Raw genomic sequence first — 13178 nt, 5'->3', positions numbered from 1 at the left:
CGGGTTACCGGCCGGACTCGCCCTTCCAGCGGGCCAGGCGCCCGGCCCGGTCGACGGCGCGGAGCCGGCGTTCGACGTCGTCGCGGACCCCGGTCGTCGTGACGACCAGCAGCTGGTCGTGCTCCTGCAGCCGGCTGGTCTTCTGCGGGGTGAAGCCCGCGCCGTCGCGCACGACCAGGCTGACCGTCGCGCCGACGGGCAGCCGCAGCTCGGACAGGTAGACGCCGTGCAGCCGCGACCCGGGCTGGATCCGGACCTGCAGCAGCTCGGCGCCCATTTCGTCCAGCGGCGCCGAGTCGACCTCGATCTCGTGCGCCTCGGACTTCTTGGCCAGCCCGAGCCGGCGCCCGAGCGGCCCGAGCGTCGCGCCCTGCACCAGCGTCAGCACGACGACCAGCACGAACACGGCGTCGACCAGCCGTTGCGCGCCGGGCAGCCCTTCCGAAAGCGGGATCATCGCGAGCACGATCGGCACCGCGCCGCGCAGCCCCGCCCACGACAGGAACGCCTGTTCCCGCCACGGCAGCCGGAACGGCAGCATCGACACCACGACGGAGATCGGCCGCGCCAGCAGCAGCACGACGGCGCCCGCGACCAGGCCCGGCACCACCGCGTCGAGCAGACGCCCCGGGGAGGCGAACAGCCCGAGCAGCACGAACAGCCCGATCTGGGCCAGCCAGCCCAGCCCTTCGGCGAACGACAGCGTGTCCGAACGGTGCGGCAGCCGCGCGTTGCCGAGCACCAGCGCGGCGACGTAGGTGGCGAGCAGCCCGGACGCGTGCAGCAGCTGCCCGGACGAGTACGCCACGACGCACACCGCGACCGTGGCGAGCGGGTAGAGCCCGGTCGCCGGCAACGCGGCCCGGCGCAGCGCGAACCCGCCGAGCCAGCCGAAGGCGAGCCCGATCACCAGGCCCGCGGTGAGCTCGTAGACCACCAGCAGCGGCAGCGTCCAGTCCACAGTGGTGCCCGCGGCCAGCACCACGACGGCGATGTAGGCCGGCGCGTCGTTGATGCCGGACTCCAGCTCCAGCGCGCCGACGAGCCGTTTGCCGATCCCCGCCGTGCGCAGCACGGAGAACACCGCCGCCGCGTCGGTCGACGCGAGCACCGCGCCCCACAGCAGGGAAAGCCGCCAGTCGAGGCCCAGCAGCCAGTGCAGGGCGGCGCCGGTGACCGCGATGCTCACCACGACGGCCACTGTGGACAGTGCGATGCCGATGCCCAGCGAGGGTTTGACCGCCGACCACCGCGTCGTCAGCCCGCCTTCGGCGAGGATCATGACGAGCGCGGCGAGACCGAGCGACTGCGTCAGCTCGGGGTTGTCGAAGCGGATGCCGAAGCCGGCCTCCCCCAGCAGCACGCCGATCCCGAGGTACAGCAGCAGCGACGGCAGGCCGAGCCGGATCGACACGCGCACGGCGAGCACGGAGGCGAGCAGCACGACGCCGCCGACGCCGAGCAGCACGGGAAGCTGGTCCATGCCGCCTCCCTCCCGAGTGCCGTGGGGCCCTCAGAATAGTGAGGCGACCGGGTTAACTCGTTCGTGTACCGCTGCCCCGGGCCGGCCACCCGGTGTGTTAAGGCCCGACGGCACCGAGCGCGTCGAGGTCGACACCGAGCGCTGCGAACGGCTTCGCCGCCCCCGGCAGGACCTTGACCGCGCGGTGGCCGTCGCGGGCGACCCAGCCGGCGTCGACCGCCCGGTCGAGCAGCGCCGCGGGCACCGCCCCGGCGAGGTGGTCCCGGCGCTCCGTCCAATCCAGACAGTCGCGCAGCAGCGGCCGCCGCCCGGCGGCGACCGGCACGCCGAGGCCGGCCAGCACCTCGCGGCCGCGTCCGGTCAGCGCCAGCCCGTCCGCCGTGTCGAGCAGGCCGGCGGCCAGCATGCCGTCGCGGACGGCGACCCCGAGCACACCGGCGAGGTGGTCGTAGCAGGTCCGCGCGAACCCGAGCCGCCGCACCCGCAGCGACGACTTCAGCCCGGTCACCGGGCGGTGCTCGGCGTGCTGGGCGAGGTGCTCGATCAGCTCGGCCACGCGCGGGTCGGCGATCCGGACGTAGCTGGCGCGGCCCTGCTTGACCCGCGCGACGAACCCGGCGTCGGCCAGCCGGGTGACGTGCTCGCTGGCCGTCGAGAGCGCGATCCCGGCCGCCTTCGCCAGCTCGCCGACGGTCCAGGCCCGCCCGTCCAGCAGCACGAGGCACATGGTGGCCCGGCTCGGGTCGGCGAGCACTGCGGCCACCTCGGCCAGCGCGATCGTCTCCATGCCCCCACGGTACGGCCCGGCGACTTCGGCCACGGCCGAACCATCGGCACCCGGACGGCCGGGTCAGAGGGCCTTGAGGAAGCGGGCCGCCAGCTGGACCGCCGGGCCCGAGTCGTTCGAGTCCTCCAGGACCACCGCGAACGCGACGTTGCCGCGGTAGCCGACGAACCAACCCGTGGCGTTCGCGCCGTCGCCGAACTGGGCGGTGCCGGTCTTGCCGAAGACCGCTCCGGCGCCGGCCGCGGCGTGACCGGTACCGCTGGTCACGACCGCGCGCATCATCTTCCGCACCTCGCCGAGCACCGACGCCGGCGGCGGCGAGTAGCCCTTGACGACCGTGGTGCCGACGTCGTGCCACAGCCTCGGCGTGATCGCCTTGCCCGACGCGACCGTGGCGGCCATCACCGCGCCCCCGAGGGCGCTGGCCTGGATCCGGCCCTGGCCGAACCCGTCCTCGACCTGCTCGTCCTTGCTCGCCGCGGGCTCGACCTTGCCCAGCTCGGTGTTGATGCCGGGGATTTCGTAGTCGGCGTTGAGGCCCAGCTCGTCGGCGGCCTTCTGCAGCCCGTTGGCGGGCAGGGCGAGCGCGAGCTGCCCGAACGTCGTGTTGCAGGACCGCGCGAACGCCGTCTGCAGGTTCGTCGCGCCGAGCTCGAAGCCCTCGTTCTTGACCGTCCGCGTGCCGATCGTCGCGACGCCGGGGCAGTCGACCGGCGAGCCGGCGTTGAGCCCGCTCTGCTGGATCGCCGCGACCGACGTCGCGATCTTGAACGACGACCCCGGCTCGTACAGGCCGTTGAGGGCCTTCGGCGCGTCCCCGGCGGCGGCGTTCTGCGCGACGGCCAGGATGTCGCCCGAGCCCGTGTCGAGGGCGACCAGCATCGCCGACCCCTTGGAGTTGTCCACCGCGGCCTGGGCGGCGTTCTGCGCGGCCAGGCTCAGGCTCGACACAAGCGGCTTCGCGCCTTCGGCCGACGCCTTCCCGAACAGCGTCTCGACGCTCTTGCCGCTCGCGTCGACGCGGTCGACGGCGAACCCGCCGCCGGTCGCGGCGGTGACCTGCCCGGTGAGCGCCGAGCGCAGCAGCGGCGCCGGGTTGCCGTCGACCGGGCGCACGCCCCCGGACCCGCTGACGACCAGCGGTTTGCCGTCGCGGTCGGCGACCGCGGTCGTGTCCTGGACGGCCGTGGTGATCACCAGCCGCTGGCCCGCCTCCAGCTTCGGGTGCAGCAGCGACGGCGCCCAGTGCACGAGCCACTTGTCCCCGGTCAGCGCGAGCTGGAACGGGACGTCGTAGGTCCAGACCTTGCCCGGCTTCAGCGCCCAGGACAGGGTGAACGTGCCGCCCGTCAGCTTCGCCCCGGCCGGAGTCGGCTGCAGGACGGTCAGCTTGGTGGTGACGGCGGACGGGTTCAGCGTGTTCCGGGCGTCCCGCAGGGCCACCGCCGCCGCCGCGTTGTCGTCGGTCAGCCGGCTCGCCCCGTCGGGGTTGTTCTCGGAAAGGTCCTGCAGGTACTCGGTGATCGCCGAGTGCGGGTCGAGCGCGCCCGGGCTGTCCACCGAGGTCGCCCCGGTGGCCGCCTCGGGGGTGGAACCCCCGCTGTTCAGCACGAACAACGCCGCCACCACGACCACGACAACCAGCAGCGCGCCGCCGAGCAGGATGCCCCGTCTCTTGGCAGGACTCATTGCCGCGAACCCCTCCCCCTGCGCACACCTCCCGCGCGCACAACGGCCCAGCTTGCCCATTCGCGGCGCGGCGGGCACGTGCCCGGGGCAGAAAGCGACCGATTCGTGATCAGCCGGGGGTGGGGGTGATCCGCCCGGATCACCCCCACCCGCCTCAGGCCTTGGCGACCGCGGCGGTCACCTTCGTGCCGTCGCCGACCGTGCCGGCGAAGCCCTCGCTCACCGAGCCGTAGGTCACCGACGTCGCCAGCGTCTCCGAGGCCAGGAACTCCTCTTGCCGCTTCGCCGCCTCGACCACCTCGGCAGGAGCGTCGACCGTCAGCGCGATCCGGTCGGCGACGTCGAGCCCGGCGTCGCGGCGCGCCTGCTGCACGACCCTGACCAGGTCGCGGACCAGGCCCTCCGCCGCCAGCTCCGGCGTCACCTCGGTGTCGATGAGGACCAGCCCGGACCCGCCGGGCAGCTCCGCCGCCGCGCCGCCGCCCTTGGCGACCAGCCGCCGCTCGAACTCGCTCTCTTCGAGGGTGATCCCGGCCGCCTCGACCTTGCCGCCGACGAACGTCCAGTTCCCGGCCTTGACCGCCTTGATCACCGTCTGGACGTCCTTGCCCAGGCGCGGGCCGGCGGCGCGGGCGTTCACCGCGACCTCGAACCCGCCGTGCGCGGCGACGTCGGTGGTCAGCTCGACCTCCTTGACGTTCACCTCGTCGCGCAGGATGTCGGCGAAGCCCGCCAGCGACTCGGCGTCGTCCGCCGCCACGACCAGCGAGGACAGCGGGAGCCGCACGCGCAGCTTGTTCGCCTTCCGCAGCGACAGCGCCGACGACGCCACCTGCCGCACCCGGTCCATCGCGGTGACCAATGCCGCGTCCGCGGGCAGGTCGAGCGCGTTCGGCCAGTCGGTCAGGTGCACCGAGCGGCCGCCGGTGAGGCCGCGCCAGACCACCTCGGTGGTCAGCGGCAGCAGCGGCGCGGCGACCCGCGACGTCACCTCGAGCACGGTGTGCAGCGTGTCGATCGCGTCCTGGTCACCCGCCCAGAACCGGTCGCGGGAGCGCCGGACGTACCAGTTCGTCAGCACCTCGAGGAAGTCCCGCACGGTCTGGCACGCGCCCGCGACGTCGTAGCTGTCCATCGCGTACTCGACGTCGGTGACCAGCTCGTGCGTCTTTGCCAGGACGTACCGGTCGAGCACGTTCGGCGAATCCGTGCGCCACTTGCCCTCGACGCCTTCGGCGTTCGCGTACAGCGCGAGGAAGTAGTACGAGTTCCACAGGGGCAGCACGGCCTGGCGGACGGCGTCGCGGATGCCCTTGTCGGTGACGACCAGGTTGCCGCCGCGCAGGATCGGGCTCGCCATCAGGTACCAGCGCATGGCGTCGGAGCCGTCGCGCTCGAACACCTCGTTGACGTCCGGGTAGTTGCGCAGCGACTTGGACATCTTCTGCCCGTCCGAGCCGAGCACGATGCCGTGCGACACGCAGGCGCGGAACGCCGGCCGGTCGAACAGCGCCGTCGCCAGCACGTGCAGCAGGTAGAACCAGCCGCGGGTCTGCCCGATGTACTCGACGATGAAGTCGCTCGGGTAGTGGTGCTCGAACCAGTCGGCGTTCTCGAACGGGTAGTGCACCTGGGCGTAGGGCATCGAACCGGAGTCGAACCAGACGTCCAGGACGTCCTCGACGCGGCGCATGGTGGACTTCCCGGTCGGGTCGTCCGGGTTCGGCCGGGTCAGCTCGTCGATGTAGGGCCGGTGCAGGTTGTCCAGCCGCACGCCGAAGTCCGCTTCCAGCTCGTCGAGCGAGCCGTAGACGTCGGTGCGCGGGTAGGCCGGGTCGTCCGACTGCCACACCGGGATCGGCGTGCCCCAGTAGCGGTTGCGCGAGACCGACCAGTCGCGCGCGTTCTCCAGCCACTTGCCGAACTGGCCGTCCTTGACGTTCTCCGGGTACCAGGTGATCTGCTGGTTCAGCTCGACCATCCGGTCCTTGAACTGCGTCACCGCGACGAACCACGACGACACCGCGCGGTAGATCAGCGGGTTGCGGCAGCGCCAGCAGTGCGGGTACGGGTGGTCGTAGGTCTCGTGCCGCAGCAGCAAAGCACCCTGCCGCGCCGCCGATCCCGTGCCGTTCTTGAGGTCGCGGATGATGTTCGGGTTGGCGTCGAACACCTGCTGGCCGGCGTAGTCCGGCACGGTCGCGTCGAACTTGCCCTGCGCGTCGACCGGCGTCACCGGGGCGATCCCGGCGGCGTCGGTGACGACCTTGTCCTCTTCACCGTAGGCGGGCGCGATGTGCACGACGCCGGTGCCGTCTTCGGTGGTGACGTAGTCGGCGGCCAGCACGCGGTGGGCGTTGTCGGCCCCCAGGAAGTACGGGAACGGTGGTGCGTAACGGGTTCCGAGCAGCTGCTCACCGGTGTAGCTCGCGACGACCGCCGGCTCTTCGCCGAGTTCCCGCGCGTACGCGGCAACGCGCGCTTCGGCGAGCAGGAACCGCTTGCCGGGGAAGTTCTCGCTCTCGACGACGACGTACCGCACCTCGGGGTGCACGGCCGTGGCCATGTTGGACGGCAGCGTCCACGGCGTCGTCGTCCAGATCAGCAGGTAGGTGCCGTCCAGTTCGGACTCGTTGCCCTCCAGGCGGAAGCCGACCGTGACGGCCGGGTCCTGCCGGTTCTGGTAGACGTCGTCGTCCATCCGCAGCTCGTGGTTGGACAGCGGCGTCTCGTCGCGCCAGCAGTACGGCAGGACGCGGTAGCCCTCGTAGACGAGTCCCTTGTCCCACAGGCGCTTGAACGCCCAGAGCACCGACTCCATGTAGGTGACGTCGAGCGTCTTGTAGTCGTTGTCGAAGTCGACCCAGCGGGCCTGGCGGGTGACGTACTCGCGCCACTCGTTCGTGTAGCGCAGCACGGACTCGCGCGAAGCCTCGTTGAACTTCGCGATGCCCATCTCTTCGATCTCGGCCTTCTCCGTGATCCCGAGCTGGCGCATCGCCTCGAGCTCGGCGGGCAGGCCGTGGGTGTCCCAGCCGAAGCGGCGCTCGACCTTGCGGCCCTTCATCGTCTGGTACCGCGGCACCAGGTCCTTGACGTACCCGGTGAGGAGGTGACCGTAGTGCGGCAGGCCGTTCGCGAACGGCGGGCCGTCGTAGAAGACGTACTCGTTGTCGCCGTGCTCGCCCGCGGGGCGCGCGTCGATGGTCGCCTGGAACGTCCGGTCCGTCTCCCAGTAGGCGAGGACCTGCTTCTCCAGCGCGGGGAAGGACGGCTGCGACGGCACGCCCGCGCCGTCGTCGAGCTGGGCCTGGGGGTACATCCGGGTGCTCCTCGGTTCGTCGCTCGCGTACGGACGACCGGCTCCCGCACCGGTCACCCACACGGGGACGAGACGCCTGGCGGCGCACCGCGGTACCACCCCGCTTGCCTGCTCGCGCAGGCCACTTCGTTCGACGGCTGTCACGGGCCGCACCCGTCCGGTTCTACTGGGAGCTCGCGCTCGGTTCTTCCGGAGGCTCCCCGGTGATGGCCGGATCGACGCCGTGTTGCCTACCAGGTTAACCGGCCTGCGCAACCGGGTTGTCACGAGGGGCACGGACCCCGGCCAGCGTCACGCCGATCGCCACCAGCCACAACACCCCGGCGATCACCCCCACCTCGTGCAGCCCGGCGAGGAACCGGCCGCCGGGTTCGCCGGCGACCGCGCCGAGCACCGCCACCCCGAGGGCGCCGCCGGTCTGGCGGGCCGTGTTGTTGACGCCGCTCGCGACGCCGGCCCGCCCGGGCGGGATGCCGCCGACCGCGGCCGTCACGACCGCCGTCGTCAGCAGGCCCATCCCGACGCCGAGCCCGAGCAGCGTCGGCAGCAGCGCCGCGTAGCCGCTGTTTCCGTTGAGCCGCACCAGGTTCAGCATGCCGAGCGCGCCGAGCGCCAGCCCGGCGGCCATCAGGGGCCGCGGCCCGAACCGGCCGGTGAGCCGGCCCGCGACCGGCGCCAGCAGGGAAAGGGGCCCGAACAGCGGCAATACCGCGAGCCCCGCTTCCAGCGGCCCCAGGTGCCGCACACCCTGCAGGTACAGCGTCAGCACGAGGATCGCGCCGATCCCGGTGAAGTTCATCGCCGCCGCGACGAAGTTCGCGCCCGACGTCCGCCGGGCGACGTCCCAGGGCAGCATCGGGTCCGGCGAACGGCGCTCGGCGAGCAGGAACGCCACCAGCGCGACGACCGCGACCACCCCGGCCACGACGCTCCGGCCGATGACCGCGTAAACGCCGGCGCCGAGCGCGGGCACCGCCGTGGCGACGCCGGCGACGTCGATCCGCCGGCCGGGCACGCGGTCGCCGCGCGGCGCGAGCCGCCGGGTCGCGACGGCGGCCGCCAGCACCACCGGGACGTTGAGCCAGAACACCGGCCGCCAGCCGGCCACGGTGACGACGGCGCCACCCAGCACCGGACCGGCCGCCAGGGCGAGCGCCGACACCCCGGCCCAGACGCCGAGGGCCCGCGCGCGCTCGGCGTGTCCCGGGTGGGCGTTCGTGATCACGGCGAGCGTGCCGGGCAGCAGCAGCGCGGCGCCCAGGCCCTGCCCGGCGCGGGCGGCGACGAGCCACGGGGCCGCCCCGGCGAGCCCGCACGCGGCCGAGGCCGCGCCGAACAGCGCGAAGCCCGCCAGAACGACCCGGCGGTGGCCGAAGACGTCGCCGAGCGCGCCGCCGGTGAGCAGGAACGCGGCCAAGACGACCGCATAGCCGTCGACCACCCACTGCAGCGCCGCGAGCCCGCCGTGCAGGTCGGTGCCGATGGCGGGGAGGGCGACGTTGACGACCGTGACGTCCAGCTGCACCAGGAACATCCCGGCGCACATGGTGAACAGGAGCATGCCCCCAGTGGACCGCCGGGACACTTCCGTCGCGGTGGAAGTGTGGCGGGGGCATCCTGGGGACGTGGAAGGCGACGCCGACATCGCCCGCACGGCCGCGTTGTTCGCGGATCCGGCGCGGGTCCGCGTGCTGCTCGCGCTCGGCGACGGCCGGGCGCTGGCGGCGTCCGTGCTGGCCGCCGAAGCCCGGCTGTCCGCCCAGGGCGTCAGCGCGCACCTGGCGAAACTGCGGGCGGCCGGCCTGGTCGTCGCCGAGAAGTCGGGGCGTCACCGGTTCTACCGGCTGGCGGGCCCGGACACCGCCGAACTGCTGGAGACGCTGGCGCGGTTTTCGCCGTCCCAGCCGGTGACGTCACTGCGCGAGGGCACCCGCGCGGAGGCGCTGCGCACGGCCCGGACCTGCTACGACCACCTGGCTGGCCGGCTCGGGGTGGCCGTCACGTCGGCGTTGCTCGCGCGAGGAGCGCTCGCCGGGGCGTCCGACACGCGACGGCGACCGGGCGACCGGATTTCGGCTCCGCTGCGCGAACACCCGTACACGCTGGGTCCGTCCGCGGCACCGGTGTTCGCCGCCTTGGGCGTGGACCTCGACGCGGTCGCCGCGGGACGCCGTCCGCTGCTGAAGTTCTGCCTGGACTGGAGCGAGCAACGGCACCACCTGGCGGGCGCGCTGGGCGCGGCGGTGGCGTCGCGGTTCGTGGAGGCGGGCTGGGTCGAGCGCCGGGCCAAGGCCCACCGCGCTCTTCGCCTGACGCCGGACGGCGCGCGGGCCCTGGAATCGCACCTCGGCTTGGCGGACCTGGCCGCCTGAGGGGCAGCACGCGTGCTCAGCGAGGCATCACGCGTGATTGAAGGGGCATCTCAGCGGTGGGCGGCCACCAGGGTCGCGTCGGGGGTGCAGCGGGCGCACGGGGTGAAGCCGAGCTGGCGGGCTTCGCCGACGCCGATCGGGATCAGGTCGCGGCTGCCGAGCCAGCCGCAGGTCCGCAGGTGGTAGCGCGGGTACTCGTCGACCACCACGACCTCGTCGTCGAGGTCGGCCAGGACGGCGACGTCGGCCGCCGGGGTCTCTTCCACGCCGGGCTCGGCCTCGGCTTCGGCGGGTTCTTCCGCCACGGTTTCCGCTTCGGGCTCGGGCGTGTCGGCCGGGTCACCCAGGTCACCGGAAGCCGGGATCAGGGTCGTCTGTTCTTCTTCGGCGGGTTCCCCGGGCTCCGGTTCCGGTTCCGGTTCGGCCGGCGCGGAGTCGGTCTCGGCCGCGGGAGCCACGGGATCCGCGGCAGCCGCAGGAGCCGCGGCCCGGCGACGGCGGCGCAGCCAGTCGGCCACCAGGAGCAGCCCGGCCAGCACCGAAAGACCGATGGAAACCCACGCCCACAGCGAAGAAGCGGTGATCAGCGCGGTGACGAGCAGCCCCAGAGCCGCCAGTACCAGTACCAGCACGATGTAGAGCACGGTGAATTAGAGCATGGACCGCCGGGGTTCGGACCACGACCCGCCCACGTGCGGTACCGGATCGGCTCCGAACCGTGGCCCACCCCACCGGCCATCGCCGGCGGGGTGGGCCCGGAGGGAAAACTCAGCCCGCTTCGGCCCGCGGGCCGAACGAGTAGCCCTGGCCACCGCTCGAAGAACCGGACGACTGGCCGGAGTTCGACGAAGCCGACGCGGGTGCGGCGGAGCCGCGGTCGTCGAGTTCGCGCAGCTGGGACTCGAGGAACCCGCGCAACCTCGTGCGGTACTCCCGCTCGATCGTGCGCAGCTCTTCGATCTTCTTGCCCAGCCCGCCCTTCTCGGCGTTGAGGCTGTTCATCGTCTCGGTGTACTTCCGCTGCGACTCGCGTTCCAGCGTCGTCGCCTTGTCGCGCGCCTGGCGCTCCAGCGTCTCGGCCCGGGTCCGCGCGTCGTTCAGCATCGTGTCGACGCGCGTGCGCGCCTCGTTCACCATCGAGTCGGACTTCGCCCGGGCGTCCGAAAGCAGCTGCTCGGACTTGGTGCGGGCCTCGGCCAGCATCCCGTCGGACTCGGTCTTCGCCTCGGCGGTGAGCCGGTCGGCCATCTCCTGGGCGAGGCCCAGGACCTTGGCGGCCTGCACGTTCGGCTCGGTGCTGTCACCGACCATCGAATGTGCCTGCGTCTGCTCCATGGCGGACTGCGGCGGCGGCACCGGCGCCAAGCGCCGGGACGGCTCTTCGCGCATCGGGGGCGCACCGACGTTCGCCTTGGCGTTTTCGAGCTCGCTACGAGTCGATTCGAGCTCGGCGTCGAGCTGCTCCATCTGCTGGCGCAGCTCGTTGTTGTCCTCGATCAAGCGGGCCAGCTCGGTCTCCACCAGGTCGAGGAACGCGTCCACCTCGTCCTCGTTGTAGCCCCTCTTGCCGATGGGCGGCTTGCTGAACGCGACGTTATGCACGTCAGCGGGGGTCAACGACATCAGATCACCTCACGCACTCCATGGCCTGCAGGGTCCACCCAAGTCTCCCCGATCAACTTGGAGTCGCCAGTTGCATCGCGAAGAACACAACCAACAGCAGCACCATAATCGATAAGTCCAGTCCGACGCCGCCGATCCGAACCATCGGAATGATTCGCCTGAACAGTCGAACCGGCGGGTCCGTCACTGTGTAGATGGTCTCGAGCGTGACCGCAACCCCTCCGGCCGGATGCCACTCACGGGCGAACGTCCGGACGAGTTCGATCACGATGCGCGCCGTAAGCAGCAGCCAGAAGGCGAACAGCACGTACCAGACGACCAGCCACACAGCTTCCACGTACCTACTCTAACCGGGCGTCCTCTTCGAAGACGCACTTGAGGGGGTCGACGCGGCATCGGGTCGACAAAATCACGTCTGCTTGCGCTCAGCGGTCCGCGCGACTTCAGCCGCGCAGGAACAATCCGCCCTCGGCAATCCGCCGACGGTCTTCGGCGGTCACGTCCACATCGGGCGGTGAGAGAAGGAACACCTTGTTGGTGACCTTGTCCATCGACCCGCGGAGCGCGAAGGCGAGCCCGGCCGCGAAGTCGACGAGCCGCTTCGCGTCCGCGTTCTCCATCTCGGTGAGGTTCATGATCACCGGGATGCCCTCGCGGTAGTGCTCGCCGATCGCGCGTGCCTCGGCGTAACTGGTCGGGTGCAGCGTGGTGATCCGGCTCAACGGATCACGCACCGGCTGGCGCACGACCGGCTCGGTGACCGGTCGCAGGCGGGCCACGGGTTCCGGCTGCCGGTCCATCGCGAGCGCGCCGTGGACGGCCGGCTCCGACGCGGCGACGGAGCGTGACCGGCTGCGGCTGACGGGCTCGTCGTACGTGTCGTCGACGTCGCGGTACCGTGAGCGCGACGACCGCGGAGCCGGCTCCTCGTAGGAGTCGTAGTCGTCGTCCGCATAGCCGCGGCGGTAGTCGTCCTCGACGTCGTAACCGTCGTCGTCAGCGGGCACCATCCCGAAGTAGGCCTTCAGCTTCTGCAGCGCGCTCATGCCTCTCCCTAGCCCTAGCCGCTCCCGCACCAACGCTTCTCCACGCCGTCAGTGCCCCGCGCGGGCGACCACGAAACGTGACAACCGCGCGAGCTCCCTACGGCGAGGCTAAACCGCGCCCGCCGAGCAGCGCGGTTCCGACACGCACACAGGTCGAGCCGTGCGTGATCGCCTGCTCGAGATCATGGCTCATCCCGGCGGAGACTTCTGCGGCATTCGGGTGATCTTCACGCAGTCGCTGAGCGGCGCGGGCGAGCCGTTCGAAGGCGGCCGACGGGTCCACGCCGAGGGGTGCCACGGCCATCAGGCCGCGAAGCCGCAGTTCACCCGTGTGAGTGACGTGCTCGGCCAGGGCGCCGAGCTCGTCGAGCGGGCAGCCGCCCCGTCCGGGGTCGTCGTCGAGACTCGCCTGGATCAGCACATCGAGGGGTTCCTCACGTTTACCGCCGGCACGCGCGGTGTGCACCGCCTTCGCGAGCGCGTCGGCCAGCCGGGCCGAGTCCAGGGACTGCACCTGCTGTGCCCACTCGACCACGGACCGCGCCTTGTTCCGCTGCAGCCGGCCGACCATGTGCCAGCGCAGGTTCGCGTCCGGCCGCAGCCCGGCGACCTCGGCGGCCTTCGGCCCGGCCTCCTGGTCGCGGTTCTCCCCCACGTCGGTCACGCCGAGGTCGGCCAGCAGCGCGGCGTCCGAGGCGGGGAACGTCTTGGTCACGGCGACCAGCCGGACCTCCTCGCGCGCGCGGCCGGCGGCCCGGCACGCGTCGGCGATCCGCGCCTCGACCTCGGCCAGGTTGGCGGCCAGCTCGGCCTTGCGGTCGACTGTGTTCATTCCGCCTCCGCGGGAGGAAGTACG

General features: G+C 72.1%; 11 protein-coding genes. 1 reads left to right on the top strand and 10 read right to left on the bottom strand.

What is annotated here, in order from left to right:
- Nucleotides 1-4: 4 nt before the first annotated feature.
- From ACH54P_RS44670 to ACH54P_RS44650, 5 genes are all read right to left on the bottom strand, one after another.
- Nucleotides 5-1483, bottom strand: a complete 1479-nt coding sequence (locus tag ACH54P_RS44670; protein ID WP_489909342.1) for a potassium/proton antiporter — start codon at nt 1481-1483, stop codon at nt 5-7.
- 97 nt (nt 1484-1580) lie between these two features.
- Nucleotides 1581-2270, bottom strand: a complete 690-nt coding sequence (locus ACH54P_RS44665) for an ArsR/SmtB family transcription factor (RefSeq protein WP_489909341.1) — start codon at nt 2268-2270, stop codon at nt 1581-1583.
- 63 nt (nt 2271-2333) lie between these two features.
- A complete protein-coding gene (locus tag ACH54P_RS44660) occupies nt 2334-3959 on the bottom strand; it encodes a penicillin-binding transpeptidase domain-containing protein (RefSeq protein ID WP_489909340.1) in 1626 nt (541 codons plus the stop codon).
- Nucleotides 3960-4113: 154 nt separating this feature from the next.
- Nucleotides 4114-7281: an isoleucine--tRNA ligase gene (gene ileS, locus ACH54P_RS44655; RefSeq protein ID WP_489909339.1), complete on the bottom strand. Its 3168-nt coding sequence runs from the start codon at nt 7279-7281 to the stop codon at nt 4114-4116.
- 238 nt (nt 7282-7519) lie between these two features.
- Nucleotides 7520-8842, bottom strand: coding sequence for an MFS transporter (locus tag ACH54P_RS44650; protein ID WP_489909338.1), 1323 nt, complete (start codon nt 8840-8842; stop codon nt 7520-7522).
- 64 nt (nt 8843-8906) lie between these two features.
- On the opposite strand from ACH54P_RS44650, the gene ACH54P_RS44645 reads away from it, so the two are divergent.
- Nucleotides 8907-9653 (top strand): ArsR/SmtB family transcription factor, encoded by a 747-nt coding sequence (locus tag ACH54P_RS44645; protein WP_489909337.1) that lies wholly within the window; start codon nt 8907-8909, stop codon nt 9651-9653.
- Nucleotides 9654-9703: 50 nt separating this feature from the next.
- Here ACH54P_RS44645 and ACH54P_RS44640 read toward each other — a convergent pair whose 3' ends face one another.
- From ACH54P_RS44640 to ACH54P_RS44620, 5 genes are all read right to left on the bottom strand, one after another.
- The gene (locus ACH54P_RS44640) at nt 9704-10297 is read right to left on the bottom strand and encodes a hypothetical protein (RefSeq protein WP_489909336.1); all 594 of its coding nucleotides are present in this window, start codon (nt 10295-10297) and stop codon (nt 9704-9706) included.
- A 124-nt stretch (nt 10298-10421) separates the two neighbouring features.
- Nucleotides 10422-11276, bottom strand: a complete 855-nt coding sequence (wag31, locus tag ACH54P_RS44635; protein ID WP_489909334.1) for a DivIVA-like cell division protein Wag31 — start codon at nt 11274-11276, stop codon at nt 10422-10424.
- Between the two features lie 52 nt (nt 11277-11328).
- Complete coding sequence (locus ACH54P_RS44630) at nt 11329-11604, bottom strand: YggT family protein (protein WP_072477845.1); 276 nt, start codon at nt 11602-11604, stop codon at nt 11329-11331.
- A gap of 115 nt (nt 11605-11719) precedes the next feature.
- Entirely contained in the window at nt 11720-12322 is a 603-nt protein-coding gene (locus ACH54P_RS44625; protein WP_489909333.1) for a cell division protein SepF, read from the bottom strand.
- Nucleotides 12323-12419: 97 nt separating this feature from the next.
- Nucleotides 12420-13154, bottom strand: coding sequence for a YggS family pyridoxal phosphate-dependent enzyme (locus ACH54P_RS44620; RefSeq protein WP_489909332.1), 735 nt, complete (start codon nt 13152-13154; stop codon nt 12420-12422).
- Between the last annotated feature and the right edge of the window lie 24 nt (nt 13155-13178).

This window comes from Amycolatopsis sp. N2S4-7, from assembly GCF_058119595.1.
The sequence above is the reverse complement of the archived record's forward strand: the minus strand, read 5'-3'. Positions and strand labels throughout refer to the sequence as shown.